This window comes from Jannaschia sp. Os4, from assembly GCF_016820245.1.
GTDB lineage: Bacteria > Pseudomonadota > Alphaproteobacteria > Rhodobacterales > Rhodobacteraceae > Jannaschia.
Map to the genome: position 1 here is coordinate 205,001 of NZ_JAFCAR010000003.1, position 16,334 is coordinate 221,334.

Below are 16,334 nucleotides of genomic sequence, written 5' to 3' on the forward strand. Positions count from 1 at the left end.
GACGTGATACTCTGCGATAAGCGATGGGGAGCCGAGAATAGGCTTTGATCCATCGATTTCCGAATGGGGCAACCCACCTGACAGTTTGCTGATACTTCCCTCGGGAAGCCATCAGTGAGCTGAACCAGGTATCTATGGGCTGAATACATAGGCTTATAGAAGCGAACCCGGGGAACTGAAACATCTAAGTACCCGGAGGAAAGGACATCAATTGATACTCCCCTAGTAGCGGCGAGCGAACGGGGACCAGCCGAGCCGTGAGTGTGATTGGAACCGTTTGGGAAGACGGGCCAGAGTGGGTGACAGCCCCGTACAAGAAGCATGATCGGACGTATTAAGTAGGGCGGGACACGTGAAATCCTGTCTGAAGATCGGAGGACCACCTTCGAAGGCTAAGTACTCCTTGCTGACCGATAGTGAACCAGTACCGTGAGGGAAAGGTGAAAAGCACCCCGACGAGGGGAGTGAAACAGTACCTGAAACCGAACGCCTACAAGCAGTCGGAGGCTCCATGAGAGCTGACGGCGTACCTTTTGTATAATGGGTCATCGACTTGGTCTCACGAGCAAGCTTAAGCCGCTAGGCGTAGGCGCAGCGAAAGCGAGTCTTAATAGGGCGTCGAGTTCGTGGGATCAGACCCGAAACCGAGTGATCTAGGCATGACCAGGTTGAAGGTTGGGTAACACCAACTGGAGGACCGAACCCACACCTGTTGAAAAAGGTCGGGATGAGTTGTGCCTAGGGGTGAAAGGCCAATCAAACTCGGAGATAGCTGGTTCTCCGCGAAATCTATTTAGGTAGAGCGTCATCCGAATACCCCGGGGGGTAGAGCACTGGATGGGTAATGGGGCCCCACAGGCTTACTGATCCTAACCAAACTCCGAATACCCGGGAGTACTAGATGGCAGACAGACGGCGGATGCTAACGTCCGTCGTCAAGAGGGAAACAACCCTGACCTCCAGCTAAGGCCCCTAATTCATGGCTAAGTGGGAAAGCAGGTGGGACGACCAAAACAACCAGGAGGTTGGCTTAGAAGCAGCCATCCTTTAAAGATAGCGTAACAGCTCACTGGTCTAAACAAGTTGTCCTGCGGCGAAGATGTAACGGGGCTCAAGCCATGAGCCGAAGCTGAGGATGCCGTAAGGCATGGTAGCGGAGCGTAGTGTGACGCACACCGCGTCTCTTTCGTACCTTCGGGTGCGTTGGAGACATGGTGTCATCGATGAAGCCGGGGCGTGAGCCATCCGGTGGAGAGATCACTAGCGAGAATGATGACATGAGTAGCGACAAACAGGGTGAGAGACCCTGTCGCCGAAAGTCCAAGGGTTCCTGCTTAAAGCTAATCTGAGCAGGGTGAGCCGACCCCTAAGGCGAGGCCGAAAGGCGTAGTCGATGGGAACCAGGTTAATATTCCTGGGCCAGGAGGATGTGACGGATCCCGGGTGTAGTTCAGTCTTATCGGATTGACTGGGCTGCTGAGGGGTTCCTGGAAATAGCCCTCCATGAGATCGTACCCTAAACCGACACAGGTGGACTGGTAGAGAATACCAAGGCGCTTGAGAGAACGATGTTGAAGGAACTCGGCAAAATACCTCCGTAAGTTCGCGAGAAGGAGGCCCGATTGGCAGGCAACTGTTGGTCGGGGGCACAAACCAGGGGGTGGCGACTGTTTACTAAAAACACAGGGCTCTGCGAAGTCGCAAGACGACGTATAGGGTCTGACGCCTGCCCGGTGCCTGAAGGTTAAAAGGAGGGGTGCAAGCTCTGAATTGAAGCCCAGGTAAACGGCGGCCGTAACTATAACGGTCCTAAGGTAGCGAAATTCCTTGTCGGGTAAGTTCCGACCTGCACGAATGGCGTAACGACTTCCCCGCTGTCTCCAACATCGACTCAGCGAAATTGAATTGCCTGTCAAGATGCAGGCTACCCGCGGTTAGACGGAAAGACCCCGTGCACCTTTACTACAGCTTCACACTGGCATCAGGCCATGCATGTGCAGGATAGGTGGTAGGCTTTGAAACCGGAACGCCAGTTTCGGTGGAGCCACCCTTGAGATACCACCCTTGCATCGCTTGGTGTCTAACCGCGGTCCGTTATCCGGATCCGGGACCCTGTGTGGCGGGTAGTTTGACTGGGGCGGTCGCCTCCTAAATAGTAACGGAGGCGCGCGAAGGTTGGCTCAGAGCGGTCGGACATCGCTCGTTGAGTGCAATGGCAAAAGCCAGCCTGACTGCGAGACTGACAAGTCGAGCAGAGTCGAAAGACGGCCATAGTGATCCGGTGGTCCCAAGTGGGAGGGCCATCGCTCAACGGATAAAAGGTACGCCGGGGATAACAGGCTGATACTGCCCAAGAGTCCATATCGACGGCAGTGTTTGGCACCTCGATGTCGGCTCATCTCATCCTGGGGCTGGAGCAGGTCCCAAGGGTACGGCTGTTCGCCGTTTAAAGAGGTACGTGAGCTGGGTTTAGAACGTCGTGAGACAGTTCGGTCCCTATCTTCCGTGGGTGTAGGATACTTGAGAGGAGTTGCCCCTAGTACGAGAGGACCGGGGTGAACGGACCACTGGTGGACCTGTTGTCGTGCCAACGGCAGTGCAGGGTAGCTATGTCCGGACAGGATAACCGCTGAAGGCATCTAAGCGGGAAGCCCCCCTCGAAACAAGGTATCCCTGAGGACCGAGGTAGACGACCTCGTCGATAGGCTGGAGGTGTAAGCGCGGTGACGCGTTCAGCTGACCAGTACTAATTGTCCGATAGGCTTGATTTGATCCAGTGGAAGCCAGGCTTCCGCGATCAGCATGCACAGTGTGCGACTTGGAATGTGGAGCCTTTCTCGGTTTGGTGATCATAGCGCGAGCGAAACACCCGATCCCATCCCGAACTCGGCCGTTAAGCGCCGTTGCGCCAATGGTACTGCGTCTTAAGACGTGGGAGAGTAGGTCATCGCCAAACCTAGAAAGGCTCCGCCGTATCTCTCGTACGATGAACCCTGACGCCCCCGCGTGCTTCGGCCCGCGGGGGCGTCCGCGTTTCGGGCCCGGGGCAGCGGCTTGTGCCTGCGGGGGAAGGGTGCTCTCTCCAATGAGGCGTAGCGCGCCGCGACCACCGAGGCGGATGCATCCGGGGACCGACCGATGAAGACGATCGTGCTGGGAGGGGATGGCTTCTGCGGTTGGCCGACCGCGCTGCACCTGTCGGCGCGGGGGCACGAGGTCGCCATCGTCGACGACCTGTCCCGCCGGGCGATCGACGCGCAGCTCGGCGTCGAGAGCCTCACGCCGATCCGATCCATGGAGCAGCGCCTCGCGGCATGGGCCGAGGTGGCCGGGCGGTCGATCGGCTTCCACGAGTTCGACGTCGCGACCGACTACGACCGCCTCCTCGACCTGTTCCTCGCCGAGCGTCCCGACACGATTGTGCACTTCGCGGAGCAGCGCGCCGCGCCGTTCTCGATGAAGTCGAGCGCCCACAAGCGATACACCGTCTCCAACAACCTCAACGCGACGCACAACGTCCTCGCCGCGATGGTCGAGGCGGGGCTCGACGCGCATCTGGTCCATCTCGGAACGATGGGCGTCTACGGCTACGGAACCGCCGGCGTGACCATCCCCGAGGGCTATCTCAACGTCCGGATCGACACGCCCGCGGGAGCGACGCCGAAGGACATCCTGTACCCGACCGACCCCGGCTCGATCTACCACCTCACCAAGAGCCAGGATCAACTGTTCTTCGCGTTCTACAACCGGAACGACGGCCTGCGGATCACCGACCTCCACCAAGGGATCGTGTGGGGCACGCAGACGGAGGAGACGAAGCGCGACGACCGGCTCGTGAACCGCTTCGACTATGACGGCGACTACGGCACCGTGCTCAACCGCTTCGTCATGCAGGCGGCCGTCGGGCACCCGATCACCGTCCATGGCACGGGCGGGCAGACGCGCGCCTTCATCCACATCCAGGATACGGTGCGATGCATCGAGCTCGCCGCCGCGAACCCTCCGGCGCCGGGCGACCGGGTGAACATCCTCAACCAGACCACGGAGACGCATCGGGTCCGCGACCTCGCGCGGATGGTGGCCGAGCGCATGGGGGGCGAGGTCGCGTACCTGCCCAATCCGCGCAACGAGACGGCGGAGAACGAGCTTCGCGTCGCGAACGATCGCTTCCTCGCGCTGGGACTGGATCCCGTTCGCTTGGAGGCCGGCCTGCTCGAGGAGATCCGCGACGTCGCGCTGCGACATCGCGACCGGTGCGACCTGTCGAAGATCCCCGCGCGGGCGGCGTGGAACAGGGCGGCGGCCTCCCGGATCGGCGAGGCGGGCGAGCCTACGTGATCGGCCCCGGCGTCCGGCGTCCGCGGGCGACCGCCCGCCCCGGGGCCCTCGCGGTGCTGCGGGCGGCGATGGACCGGGCCGACCGGCCGGACGCGCGGGCGGACGCCGACGCCGCCGTCCGGGCCGAGATGGAGGCGGCGGGCGAGGACCTCCCCGCGGACGAGGCGCTGCTCGCCCGCGTCACGGACATCGCCGACCGATCCGTCTGGTTCGACTCCGCGCACCTCCAGCGGCACGATCCCCGGGCCGGCAGCTCGACGGGCGCGGTGGCGGCGTGGCTCGCCCGGCCCGATCCGCTCCGGCGCCCGCCGGTCCCCTACTTCCGCCGCCGGTGGTACCTGGCGACGAACCCCGACCTCTGGCGCGTCCGCGACCCCTATGGGCACATGCTCACGCGCGGGATCGCCGAAGGGCGCCGTCCCCTCCCCGTCGTGGACCGCCTGCTCCGTTATGCCGAGCCCGGCACCCGTCTCGTGGACCTGCTGGAGCGGTGCCCGCCCGCGCTGTTGGCGGCCTTGGACGCCAAGAAGGCCGATCCGCTCGCCGCGCGGATGAACGCCCCCCTCTACCGGGCCCGGGTCGGCCTGCCGTCGGACCTCCCGTCCGTGGAGGCGCTGATCCACTGCGCCGCGGGCGCGCATGCGGGCGCGTGGCCTCCGGCGAGCTTCGACGGCGCCCATTACGCGGCGGCGTGGGACGCCGCGCATCCCCGGCGGCCCCTCGGACCCAAGACGGACCGGTTCCTCCACTGGCTCGCCGAGGGGGCGTCCCATGGCGTCGATCCGTCCCCCTTCTTCGACGCGGACCACTACCGCGCGGCGAACCCGGATCTCGCGACGTGGAAGGGGCCCCTCTTCGAGCACTACTGGCGCCACGGGCTCTCGGAGGAGAGGCAGGCCCACCCGTGGGTCGATCCGCCGTGGTATGCCGGGCGCCATCCGCCCCCCCGGGGCGTGCCGGCGGTGGAGGCCTTGACCGCGCGCGCCGATCCGCGCCACCGGACCGCCCCCGCGATGCGACCGCCCCTCGCGTCGGATGCGCGGGATGCGCCGCCGCACGTCCACGGCCCCCATGCCGCCCAGATCCACGCGCTCGCCCGGCGCCGCGCGCGGCTGGCGGCGCCGGAGATCGCGGCCCTCGTGGACGAGGCGGCCGGGCTCGATCCCCTCGTGCGCCATCCCGGCGGCCCGCGCGACGTCCGCGATCCGCTCCGCCGGATGCCGGGCGCGCAGCGGGTCGCGGATCTGGAGGCGCTGCGGGCCGCGCGCGGCGGAAGGCCATCCGCCGACCTGCTCCTCCTGTCCGATCCCGCCGACGCGGCCGCGCGGTCCGCGGTCGATGCCGTCCGCGCGGCGATGCGGCGGAACGGCCTCCCCCCGGCGTTGGAAGTGGTCTGCGACGCGGGCGGCGGGACGGGCGAGGACGCTCTCTCGCTGCCCGAGGCCCTTCCGCACGCGGGCGCGGCGGAGCGCGCCGTCGCCCTCTTGGGGCTGATCCGCGCGACCGGGGCCGCGCGGGTGACCGATTTCGGGACGCGCGCCGGGTGGGAGGTGATCTCGACGCACGGTCGGGCGCTGCGGCACGAGACGGACCTCCGCGCATGGTTCCCCCCGCGTGCAGAGGAGCGCGACGGCCCGGCGGTGTGGGCGCTCCGGGGCGGCATCGACGCCCTGCGCGACGCCTACGCCGACCCGGCGGACGTCCCGGCGCTCCGCGCGCGGCTCGGCCCGAAGGTCGTCGCGTTCGAGCCGGACGTCCAAGTGCCGTCTTGGGCGACGGTCGTGCGGTGAGGGACGTCACCTGCATCCTGACGGTCCACGACGAGGGCAGCTTGGCGCGTCCGACGGTCCGCAGCTTCGACGCCGCCGTGGCCCGCGCGCGCGCCGAGGGGCTCGCGGTCGAGACGGTGCTCTGCCTCGACCGGGCCGACGCCGCGACCCGGGACGCCGTGGCGGACCTGGCCGCGCGGGCCGCCGCCGTGATCGAGACCGACCTCGGCGATCAAGGCGCCGTGCGCAACGGAGCGGCCGCGCGCGCGGGAGGGGCGTGCATCGCCTTCCTCGACGGCGACGACCTGTGGTCGTCGAACTGGCTGGTGGAGGCGTGGCGATGCTGCGCCGCGGCGCCGGGCCGCGCCGTCGCCCATCCCGAGATCCGCTGGACCTTCGACGGCCTCGCGGCGGCGACCTTCCCGCCGGACATGCGGGATCCCGACTTCGACTGGGCGATCCTGCGCTGCGAGAACGTCTACGACGCGCTCTGCATGGCGCCGGCGGACCTCTACCGGGCCCATCCGTTCGGCGCGCGCGACCTGCGCGGGGGGTTCGCCTACGAGGACTGGCACTGGGCCATGACCGTCGCGGCGGCGGGCGCCTCGCACCGGGTCGCGCCGGGCACCGTGATCTTCAAGCGCGCCCGGGCGGGCGCCCGCAACGCGCAGGCCCAAGCCGCCAACGTGATCCCCCGTTGGGCGCCGCCCCTGCGGTGGGACTGGACGCCGCCCGACGGCGATGGCGCCGGGGCGCCCGTCGTGGGAGGGAAGGCCGATCCGAAGGGGGGACCGGGATGAGCGACGCGCCCGTCAAGCAGGTGATCTGCATCTCGTGGGGGACGAAGTACGGCCCGCATTACGTGAACCGTCTTCACGCGATGGTCGCGCGCAACATCACGCCGCCCTACACCTTCACGTGCTTCACGGACCGCCCCGAGGGGCTGGCCGACGGCATCCGCACCGAGCCGTTGCCGCCGCTGCCCTGCGACATGCCCACGGGGGTGCCGGGCAAGTGGCCGAAGTCGCGGCTCTGGGGCGCGACGCTGGGCGGCCTGACCGGGCCGGTCCTGTTCGTCGATCTCGACGTGGTCATCGTCGACAGCCTCGACCCGTTCTTCTCAGAAGGATCGCCCGAGGACGTCATCCTCGCCCGCAACGTCGCCAAGCCGCTCCACAGGCTCGGCCAGACCTCGATCTACCGCTTCCCGGTGGGCAAGCTGAAGCCGATCCAGGACGCCTTCGCCGCCGATCCGCAGGGCGTCGGCGCCAAGTATCGCTACGAGCAGCACTACGTCACCGCCGCCGCGCCGGGGGGCGTGCGGTTCTGGCCGAAGGGCTGGGTGCGCCATTTCCGGATCGAATGCATCCGGACCTTCCCGCTCAACCTCTTCACCGAGCCGCGCAAGCCGGCGGGCACCCGCGTCGTCATCTTCGCCGGGCGCTTGAACCCGGAGGACGCGGTGGCGGGCCGATGGGCACCCGACGAGCCGAGCGCTTCGACCCTCCGGGCGCACCTCGCCCGCGTGTGGCGGACCCGCGGCGGCTTCCGCGGCCTGCGCCGCTTCGTCCGCCCGACCCGCTGGGTCGCGGAGGCATGGCGGGAATGACGAAAAAGCCGCCCTTCGGGCCGTTCGGCCTCTTGCAGTCGGCGGGGCGGGGCGATACCTGCCCCTCACTGGCGCGGGGTGGAGCAGCCCGGTAGCTCGTCAGGCTCATAACCTGAAGGTCGTAGGTTCAAATCCTACCCCCGCAACCAGTCCTCACGAAGACGCCGCCCCTCGGGGCGGCGTTTCGCGTTCGGGGGAGGGGCGCCCCGTGGGCGCCCCGCGTCACACCGTCAGGTTCTCGACGTTCAGCGCGTTGTCCTGGATGAACTCGCGCCGCGGCTCGACGAGGTCGCCCATCAGCTTGGTGAAGGTGTCGTCGGCCTCGGCCACGTCCTCCACCTCGACCTGCAGGAGGGTGCGCGCCTCCGGGTCAAGCGTGGTCTCCCAGAGCTGGTCGGGGTTCATCTCGCCCAAGCCCTTGTAGCGCTGCAGCGTCAGTCCCTTCTCGCCCTCGGCCATCACCGCCTCCAACAGCTCGATCGGCCCGTGCACCGGGGTCTCGCGGTCCTTGCGGACCAGCTTGCCCGGCTCGGCGTAGACGTCGCGCGTCTCGGAGGACACCTCGTTCAGACGCCGCGCCTCGCCCGAGCGCAGGACGGCGCCGTCCAGCGTCCGCAACTCCTCGACGCCCCGCAGGACGCGCGACAGCCGGATGCCGTGGTCCTGCGTGATCCGTCCGGTCCAGCCGCGCTCGTACTCCTTCGCCACTTGGTCCAGCCGCTTGGCCACGGTGTCCGCCACGCCCTGCAGGTCGCCCAGCCCCTCGGGGTCGAACGCGCCCGCAAGCGCCGCCTGCTCGAGGATGTGGCGCGGGTAGTGGGTCGGGAAGGCCTGCAGGATGCGGCGGAAGAGGCGCGCGGCCTGCACGATGCGGTCGAGGTCGCGGCCCGCGATCTCCTCGCCCGAGGGCAGGCGCAGCACGGCCCCCTCGGTGCCCTGCGCCACGAGGTAGTCCTCCAGCGCGGTCTGGTCCTTGAGGTAGACCTCGGACTTGCCGCGCGCCACTTTGAAGAGCGGCGGCTGCGCGATGTAGAGGTGCCCCGCCTCGATCAGCTCCGGCATCTGCCGGTAGAAGAAGGTCAGCAGCAGCGTCCGGATGTGCGCGCCGTCCACGTCGGCGTCGGTCATGATGACGATCTTGTGGTAGCGCAGCTTGGACAGGTCGAACTCGTCGCGCCCGATGCCCGTGCCGAGCGCGGTGATCAGCGTGCCGATCTCTTGGCTCGAGAGCATCCGGTCGAAGCGCGCGCGCTCCACGTTCAGGATCTTGCCCCGAAGCGGCAGCACCGCTTGGTCCGAGCGCGAGCGCCCCTGCTTGGCCGACCCGCCGGCGGAGTCGCCCTCGACGAGGAAGAGTTCGCGCTTGGCGGGGTCCTTCTCCTGGCACTCGGCCAGCTTGCCGGGGAGGTTCGCCACGTCGTTCGCGGACTTCTTGCGCGTCAGCTCGCGGGCCTTGCGCGCCGCCTCGCGGGCCAAGGCGGCCTCGACGATCTTGCCGACGACCTGGCGCGCGATCTGCGGGTTCTCCTCCAGCCAGTCTGACAACGCCTCGTTGGTGAGGTTCTCGACCGCGGGCCGGACCTCCGACGAGACGAGCTTGTCCTTCGTCTGGCTGCTGAACTTCGGGTCCGGCACCTTGACCGACAGGACGCAGGTCAGCCCCTCGCGCGCGTCGTCGCCCGAGAAGTTGACCTTCTCGCGCTTGGCGATCCCGCTGTCCTGCGCGTAGCGCGTCAGCGTCCGGGTCAGCGCGCCGCGCAGCCCCGCGAGGTGCGTGCCCCCGTCCCGCTGGGGGATGTTGTTGGTGAAGGGCAGGACCATCTCGTTGTAGCTGTCGTTCCACCACATCGCGATCTCGACGCCGATGCCGTCGCGCTCGCCGTCGAAGTAGATCGGGTCGTCCATCACGGCGGTCTTGTTGCGGTCGAGGTAGCGGACGAACTCCTTCACGCCGCCCTCGTAGTGCATCTCGACCTCGCGCGCCTCGGCGGGCCGCTCGTCGCGCAGGACGATGCGGACGCCGGAGTTGAGGAAGGCCAGCTCGCGCAGGCGCTTCTCCAGCGTGTCGAACTGATATTCGAGGTTCGAGAACGTGTCCGTCGAGGCGAGGAAGCGCACCTCGGTCCCCGTCCGGTCCGTGTCGCCAACGACCTTCAGGTGCTCGGCCGTCTCGCCCCGCTCGAAGCGGGCGACGTGTTCCTTGCCGGCGCGCCAGATGCGCAGCTCCAGCCAGTCCGACAGCGCGTTGACCACCGAGACGCCCACGCCGTGCAGGCCCCCGGACACCTTGTAGGAGTTGCTGTCGAACTTACCGCCCGCGTGCAGCTGGGTCATGATGACCTCGGCCGCCGAGACCCCTTCCTCGGGGTGCATGTCGGTCGGGATCCCGCGCCCGTTGTCGGAGACGGAGACGCTGTCGTCGGCATGGATCGTGACCGTCACGCGGTCGGCGTGGCCGGCCAGCGCCTCGTCGATGCCGTTGTCCACGACCTCGTAGACCATGTGGTGCAGGCCCGACCCGTCGTCGGTGTCGCCGATATACATGCCGGGGCGCTTGCGGACCGCCTCCAAGCCTTTGAGAACCTTGATCGAATCTGCGCCGTATTCCTCCGGCGCGCGGGCGTCGTCGGCCATTCTGGACCCCTCGTATGCGTTGCCCACGATATAGGCGTTCGCGGCGGCCATGTCACCGCGAAACCCCTATATCTTGTGGGGAATCAGGCCTCCGTGACGGCGCTGCGCCCGTCTGCCTCCGTGACCTCGTAGCGGACGGCCCGATCGCCCAGTTCCGCGAACAGCTCGGCCCCCGTTCCGGTCATCCACGCCTGCCCGCCGAGGCGGCACACCTCGTCGTAGAGCGCGGCCCGGCGGCCCGCGTCGAGATGGGCCGCGACCTCGTCGAGCAGCAGGACCGGCGGCGCGCCGGTGCCGGCCAAGAGCGCCCGCGCGTTGGCGAGGACGAGCGAGATCAGCAGCGCCTTCTGCTCGCCGGTGGAGCAGAGGCGGGCGGGCACGCCCTTGGCCGCATAGGTCGCGTCGAGGTCGGAGCGGTGGGGGCCGACCAGCGTGCGCCCCGCCGCCATGTCGCGCGAGCGCGAGGCGGCCAGCGCCTCGGCCAAGGCCTCCTCGGTGGTGGGCTCCTCCTCGTCCGGTCCCGACAGCGTCAGGTCGGCAGCGGGGAACGCCCCCGCCGCCTCCTGCGCGGCGACGAGCTTGGCCAGCGCCGCGCGCCGCCGGTCGTGGATGCGCGCCCCGAACCCGGCCATCTGCGCCTCCAGCGCCTCGAACCAGCGCGCGTCGCGCACCCCGTCGCGCAGCAGGCGGTTGCGGTCGCGCATGACCTTCTCGTAGGCGATCGCGCCCTCGGCATGGGACGGGTCGAAGGAGAGCGTCATCCGGTCGAGGAACCGTCGGCGCCCCTCGGCCCCTTCGATCCAGAGCCGGTCCATCGACGGCACCAGCCAGAGCACGCGCAGGACGCGTCCGAGCGCCACCTGCGGCGCGGCCTTGCCGTCGACCTGCGTGGTGCGGGGGCGCCCGGCCTCGGCGCGCAGCTCCACCTCGCGGGTGCCCTCCGGCCCCTCCACCTCGGCGGCGATGCGCCAGCCGATGGCCTCCTGCCTGCGGGTCAGATCCTCGGTCGCCGCCCGCCGCATGCCCCGACCGGGCGAGAGCAGCGAGACCGCCTCGATCAGGTTGGTCTTGCCCGCGCCGTTGGGCCCGAACACGGCCACGGGCCGCCCGTCGAGGTCGAGCCGCGTCGAGCGGTGGGAGCGGAAGTGCGAGAGCGCGAGGCGGGCGACGTAGGCCAGCGCGTCACACCCGCATCGGCATCACGACGTAGATCGCGCTCGTGTCCTCGCCCTCGCGCATCAGCGTCGGGTCGCCGGGGTTGTTGAACAAGAACACGGCGTTCTCTCGGTCCACCTGGCTCGCGATCTCCAGCAGGTACTTGGCGTTGAAGCCGATCTCCAGCTTCTCGTCGCCGTAGTCGACGATCAGCTCCTCCTCGGCCTGTCCGGCGTCGGGCGCGTTGACCGACAGGACGAGCTTGTCGTCGTCGAGGGACAGCTTCACCGCCTTGGACCGCTCGGACGACACGGTCGCCACCCGGTCCACCGCGCGCGCGAAGTCGGCGGCATCGACCTTCAGCGTGCGCTCGTTCGCGGTCGGGATCACGCGGGCGTAGTCGGGGAAGGTGCCGTCGATGACCTTGGAGGTCAGGACGATGCCGGTCGTCTTGAAGCGGATCTTCGTCTCGGCGACCGACACCTCGATCTGCGCCTCGTCGTCCTCCAGCAGCTTCTTCAGCTCGCCCACGGTCTTGCGCGGCACGATCACGCCCGGCATCCCCTCGGCGCCCTCGGGCACCTCCGCGTCGATCCGCGCCAGCCGGTGCCCGTCCGTCGCCACGGCGCGCAGCACTTGGCCATCCGCGCCCTCGGCCACGTGAAGATAGACCCCGTTCAGGTAGTAGCGCGTCTCCTCGGTGGAGATGGCGAAGCGGGACTTGTCGAACAATCTGCGCAGGGTGGGGGCGGGGCAGGTGAAGGTGGCGTCGTAATCGGGCGACGTCATCACCGGGAAATCGTCCTTCGGCAGCGTCGCCAGCTCGAAGTTGGAGCGCCCGGCCGTGATCGTGAGTCGGCCCTTGGACTGGTCCTCGTCGAGCGTGACCTGCGCGCCGTCGGGCAGCTTGCGGACGATCTCGCCCAAGAGCTGCGCGTTGACGGTGGTGGCGCCCTCGCGGTCGACGCGGGCCTCGGTCTCGTCGATCACCTCGATGTCGAGGTCCGTCGCCTTGATCGACAGCGTCTCGCCGCCCGCCTGCAGCAGCAGGTTGGCGAGGATCGGGATCGTGTTGCGGCGCTCCACGACGGACTGGGCTTGGGACACGGCCTTGAGCAGGGCCGCGCGCTCGATGGTGATCTTCATGTCATCCTCGTCCGTGCCGGGACGCGCACCATAGCGTGCGCCCCCGCCTACGCAATCTTCGTCCGCGCAATCAGCCTTCCAGCCGCCGCTGCAGGACTTGGGCGTCCTCGCGGAGCTGCGGGTCGGTCTGCATCAACTCCTCGATGCGCTTCACGGCGTAGAGGACCGTGGTGTGGTCCTTGCCGCCGAACCGGCGCCCGATCTCGGGGTAGGAGCGGGGGGTCAGCTTCTTGGCGAGGTACATGGCCAGCTGCCGGGGCCGCGCGATGGAGCGCGACCGCCGGGCCGAGGTCATGTCGTTCATGCGCAGGTTGTAGTGCTCGCAGGTGGTCCGCATGATCTGCTCGATGGTGAGCTTGCGCTCCTGCGCGCGGATCAGGTCGACCAGCGCCTCCTGCGCCTGCTCCAGCGTGACCTCGCGCTTCACGAGGTCGGCATGGGCGAAGAGGCGGGTGACGGCGCCCTCGAGGACGCGGATCGACTGGGTGATGCGACCGGCCATCCACTCCAGCACGCCGTGGGACAGCGTGAAGTCCGGGTTGGCCTCCTGCAGCGCCTCGACCCGCTGCTGCAGCACGCCGAGGCGCAGCTCGTAGTCGGCGGGGTGCAGGTCCACGACGAGGCCGGCCTGCAGGCGGGTGCGGATGCGCTCCTCGAGGTCGCTGATCTCGTTGGGGGAGCGGTCGGCGGAGATCACCACCTGCTTTCCCGCGTCCACCAGCGCGTTGAACGTGTGGAAGAACTCGTCCTGCGTGCTGTCCTTGCCCGCGATGAACTGCACGTCGTCCACGAGGAGGATGTCGACGGTGCGGAACAGGTGCTTGAAGTCCATCGTGGACTGCGTGCGGAGCGCCGTGACGAAGCGGTACATGAACTGCTCGGCGGAGAGGTAGAGGACCTTGCGGTTGGGCTGCGTCTCCGAGATCTCGTGGGCGATGGCCTGCATCAGGTGCGTCTTGCCGAGGCCCACGCCGCTGTAGAGGAAGAGCGGGTTGAAGGCGACCGGGCCGGGCGAGGCCACGCGCTTGGCGGCCGCATGGGCCAGCTCGTTCGACTGGCCGACCACGAAGCTGTCGAAGGTGAAGCGCCGGTCGAGGCGCCCGTCCACGCCGCCCTTGGCGGTGGAGGCCGCTGCCCCGGCGACGGGGGCGGCGGCGGCGGCCATGCCCGCGGGGTCCGCGTCGCCCGTCTCGCCGACGTGGCAGATCACGCGGCTCGCCGAGGCCCCGGAGGCGGCCACATGGCGCAGCAGGACGTCCGAGTAGTTCCGCACCACCCACTTGCCCATGAAGTCCGTCGGGGCCCCCAGCGAGAGGATGCCGCCCTCCAGCCCCCGGTATCGCAGCGGCGCGATCCATGTGGAGAAGGAGTTCGCCCCGACGTCGCGCTTCACGCCGTCGAGGACCGTGGTCCAGGTGTCGTCGGTCAAGTCTCGGCCCCCTCGTTCTTCTTGTTCAGGACTGGCGCCATGCCAGTCCGCGGGCCTTCCAACCGTTGAGGCCCCCCCGGTGATGCAGCTCGTCCAAGTCCCCTTCGAACCCCTCGGCGACGTTGATGCACTCCACCGGAGTCCCCTTGGCAGAGAGGTGCTCCGAGACGGCACGCGCCGCCTGCATCGAACGCACGCCGGAGCGGCAGATGAAGAGAAGGGCGGATGGCAGATCCGACACCTCCTCCAGCACCGCCCCGACGAACGCGGGGTTGGGGACCATGCCCGGCCAGACCTTCCATTCGACGCGCACGACGCCGCGGTCCAACCCGGACAAGTCCGGCCCGCCCACGAATCCCCATTCGGGGGCGGATCGGACGTCGATCAGCACGGCTCCGTCGTCGTCAGACAACATCTTCCAGGCGTCGGAAGGCGATACCTCCCGGACGCGCGGGGTGTCCCCCGTGCTCATTCGACTGTCCCCTCAGGCGATTTGACTCGCTGGTCGGGGAGATATCGTCCGCTCGCGCGGGGGGTCCACGACTCTTCTCTGTTGACTCGGAAGTCGGCGGAAAGGAATCGCCGGGGCAGCGCCAACCCGCTGATACCGCGCATGAAAAAGCCCGCCGGAGGCGGGCTTCATCGAATCTCTTGACCTGGGCGGGCGGGCCACGATGGCCGCGTGTCACGCCCCGGTGGCGTTCACCCTGGAGGCGAGCCGGGACATCTTCCGGGACGCGGTGTTCTTGTGGAGCACGCCCTTGGTGACGCCCCGCATCAGTTCCGGCTGGGCGGCCTTCAGCGCGGCCTCGGCGGCGGCCTTGTCTCCGCTCGCGATCGCCTCCTCGACCTTGCGGAGATAGGTGCGGATGCGCGAGCGGCGCGCCTTGTTCACGGCGAAGCGGCGCTCGTTCTGGCGGGCGCGCTTCTTGGCTTGGGGGGAGTTGGCCATGTCGTCGGTCTCTCTCGTTCACGTGTCGTTGGCTTGCGCGACGAGAGGTCGACCGGGCCGGGTTCGGGACCGGCACTTCCGGGCAAAGCGGCCCTCACGCGCATGATGGCGGGGCAGGTAGACCCTCCGCGCGGATGACGCAAGCCCGCCGCCGTGGTCATGGAGCGGGAGGGAAATCTTCCCCGATCGGACGGCGCGCGCCCCCGAATCCGGGGCGCGCGTCCCGTGCGCCCCCCGTGCATACCGCGTGCATACGCCGTGCATACGCGCGTATGAACGCGCGTCCATCTTCCGTTAACCATCTGGAGGCCGGGTCGGATGCCGCGCGGGGCGGTCGCCCCCCGACCTGCGGGATCCCGGCGCGGGGGCCGGGGCCGCGATCGGCGCGCCGCAGGCTCAGCGGTCCCGGAACTGCGCCTCGCGCTTGTCGACGAAGGCGGCCATGCCCTCGGACTGGTCGTCCGTGCCGAAGAGGCCGAAGAAGATGCGGCGCTCCAAGAGGAGGCCTTGGCTCAGCGGCACCTCTTGGCTGGCGTTGACCGCCTCCTTGACGGCGGTGACGGCGATCATCGACTTCTCGGCGATCTTGCCGGCGGCCGACATCGCCTCGTCCATCAGCTTCTTGGCGGGGACCACGCGGGACACAAGGCCCGACCGCTCGGCCTCGGCGGCGTCCATGAATCGGCCCGTCAGGTTCATGTCCATCGACTTGGCCTTGCCGACCGCGTGGGTCAGGCGCTGGGTGCCGCCGAGCCCCGCGATGACGCCGAGGTTGATCTCGGGCTGGCCGAACTTCGCGGTGTCGGAGGCGATGATGAAGTCGCACATCATCGCCAGCTCGCACCCGCCGCCGAGCGCGTAGCCCGAGACGGCGGCGATGATCGGCTTGCGGATGCGCATAAGCTGGCCGACCTCGGCCCCGAAGATGTCGCCCATGAAGACGTCGGCGAAGGACTTCTCGGACATCTCCACGATGTCGGCGCCCGCCGCGAAGGCCTTGTCCGAGCCGGTCAGCACGATGCAGCGGACCTTGTCGTTCTCCTGCGCGGCCTTCAGCGCCTTGGCGAGCTCGCCGAGCAGTTCGGTGGAGAGGGCGTTGAGCGCCTCGGGGCGGTCCAGCCGGATGACGGCCACGTGGTCCGTCACGTCGACGTTGAGCGTCTGGTATCCCATGGGAATCCCTTCGGTTGTCCCGGACCCCTGCCCTGCACCGGGGGGGCGGGGGGATCAAGCGGGGTGTCAGATTGTTACGGGCGCGCGGGGGGGGCTCCGGCCGGCTCCGCGGGGCGGCTCCGGCCGGGA

The 16,334-nt window shown here is 68.4% G+C and carries 11 protein-coding genes, 1 tRNA gene and 2 rRNA genes (1 of these 14 cut by a window edge); 7 read left to right on the forward strand and 7 right to left on the reverse strand.

The genetic code is table 11. The features are described 5' to 3' along the window. The 7 genes from JQC91_RS05995 to JQC91_RS06025 form a co-directional block, all read left to right on the forward strand. Nucleotides 1-2,771 (forward strand): 23S ribosomal RNA (locus tag JQC91_RS05995) (it extends 55 nt beyond the left edge of the window). 70 nt (nucleotides 2,772-2,841) lie between these two features. Further along, nucleotides 2,842-2,956: ribosomal RNA gene (gene rrf / locus JQC91_RS06000) — 5S ribosomal RNA — on the forward strand. Between the two features lie 182 nt (nucleotides 2,957-3,138). Next, nucleotides 3,139-4,338 (forward strand): NAD-dependent epimerase/dehydratase family protein, encoded by a 1,200-nt coding sequence (locus JQC91_RS06005; RefSeq protein WP_203285905.1) that lies wholly within the window; start codon nucleotides 3,139-3,141, stop codon nucleotides 4,336-4,338. A 68-nt stretch (nucleotides 4,339-4,406) separates the two neighbouring features. After that, the gene (locus JQC91_RS06010) at nucleotides 4,407-6,128 is read left to right on the forward strand and encodes a hypothetical protein (protein ID WP_203285906.1); all 1,722 of its coding nucleotides are present in this window, start codon (nucleotides 4,407-4,409) and stop codon (nucleotides 6,126-6,128) included. Next, entirely contained in the window at nucleotides 6,125-6,907 is a 783-nt protein-coding gene (locus tag JQC91_RS06015) for a glycosyltransferase (protein WP_203285907.1), read from the forward strand. The genes JQC91_RS06010 and JQC91_RS06015 overlap by 4 nt, the downstream gene beginning before the upstream one ends. Further along, nucleotides 6,904-7,716, forward strand: a complete 813-nt coding sequence (locus JQC91_RS06020; RefSeq protein WP_203285908.1) for a glycosyl transferase — start codon at nucleotides 6,904-6,906, stop codon at nucleotides 7,714-7,716. The genes JQC91_RS06015 and JQC91_RS06020 overlap by 4 nt, the downstream gene beginning before the upstream one ends. 72 nt (nucleotides 7,717-7,788) lie before the next feature. Next, nucleotides 7,789-7,865 (forward strand) — tRNA-Met (locus JQC91_RS06025). A 73-nt stretch (nucleotides 7,866-7,938) separates the two neighbouring features. Here JQC91_RS06025 and gyrB read toward each other — a convergent pair. The 7 genes from gyrB to JQC91_RS06060 form a co-directional block, all read right to left on the reverse strand. Beyond that, a complete protein-coding gene (gene gyrB / locus JQC91_RS06030; protein WP_203285909.1) occupies nucleotides 7,939-10,350 on the reverse strand; it encodes a DNA topoisomerase (ATP-hydrolyzing) subunit B in 2,412 nt (803 codons plus the stop codon). Nucleotides 10,351-10,433: 83 nt separating this feature from the next. Continuing rightward, complete coding sequence (gene recF, locus JQC91_RS06035) at nucleotides 10,434-11,528, reverse strand: DNA replication/repair protein RecF (protein WP_203286451.1); 1,095 nt, start codon at nucleotides 11,526-11,528, stop codon at nucleotides 10,434-10,436. Between the two features lie 4 nt (nucleotides 11,529-11,532). Then, complete coding sequence (dnaN, locus tag JQC91_RS06040; RefSeq protein ID WP_203285910.1) at nucleotides 11,533-12,651, reverse strand: DNA polymerase III subunit beta; 1,119 nt, start codon at nucleotides 12,649-12,651, stop codon at nucleotides 11,533-11,535. 70 nt (nucleotides 12,652-12,721) lie between these two features. Further along, entirely contained in the window at nucleotides 12,722-14,080 is a 1,359-nt protein-coding gene (gene dnaA / locus JQC91_RS06045) for a chromosomal replication initiator protein DnaA (RefSeq protein WP_238941350.1), read from the reverse strand. 25 nt (nucleotides 14,081-14,105) lie between these two features. Next, nucleotides 14,106-14,552, reverse strand: a complete 447-nt coding sequence (locus JQC91_RS06050) for a rhodanese-like domain-containing protein (RefSeq protein WP_203285911.1) — start codon at nucleotides 14,550-14,552, stop codon at nucleotides 14,106-14,108. A gap of 213 nt (nucleotides 14,553-14,765) precedes the next feature. Further along, nucleotides 14,766-15,032 carry a 30S ribosomal protein S20 gene (rpsT, locus tag JQC91_RS06055; protein WP_203285912.1) on the reverse strand — a complete coding sequence of 89 codons (267 nt, stop codon included), beginning with the start codon at nucleotides 15,030-15,032 and terminating at the stop codon, nucleotides 14,766-14,768. Between the two features lie 396 nt (nucleotides 15,033-15,428). Continuing rightward, nucleotides 15,429-16,205, reverse strand: a complete 777-nt coding sequence (locus tag JQC91_RS06060) for an enoyl-CoA hydratase-related protein (RefSeq protein ID WP_203285913.1) — start codon at nucleotides 16,203-16,205, stop codon at nucleotides 15,429-15,431. Nucleotides 16,206-16,334: the final 129 nt, after the last annotated feature.

What these genes read in the sequence shown, in the direction of transcription:
- JQC91_RS06005 (WP_203285905.1), top strand. Translation starts at nt 3,139, where the DNA reads ATGAAGACGATCGTGCTGGGAGGGGATGGCTTCTGCGGTTGGCCGACC.
- JQC91_RS06010 (WP_203285906.1), top strand. Translation starts at nt 4,407, where the DNA reads ATGGACCGGGCCGACCGGCCGGACGCGCGGGCGGACGCCGACGCCGCC.
- JQC91_RS06020 (WP_203285908.1), top strand. Translation starts at nt 6,904, where the DNA reads ATGAGCGACGCGCCCGTCAAGCAGGTGATCTGCATCTCGTGGGGGACG.
- gyrB (WP_203285909.1), bottom strand. Translation starts at nt 10,350, where the DNA reads ATGGCCGACGACGCCCGCGCGCCGGAGGAATACGGCGCAGATTCGATC.
- dnaN (WP_203285910.1), bottom strand. Translation starts at nt 12,651, where the DNA reads ATGAAGATCACCATCGAGCGCGCGGCCCTGCTCAAGGCCGTGTCCCAA.
- JQC91_RS06050 (WP_203285911.1), bottom strand. Translation starts at nt 14,552, where the DNA reads ATGAGCACGGGGGACACCCCGCGCGTCCGGGAGGTATCGCCTTCCGAC.
- rpsT (WP_203285912.1), bottom strand. Translation starts at nt 15,032, where the DNA reads ATGGCCAACTCCCCCCAAGCCAAGAAGCGCGCCCGCCAGAACGAGCGC.
- JQC91_RS06060 (WP_203285913.1), bottom strand. Translation starts at nt 16,205, where the DNA reads ATGGGATACCAGACGCTCAACGTCGACGTGACGGACCACGTGGCCGTC.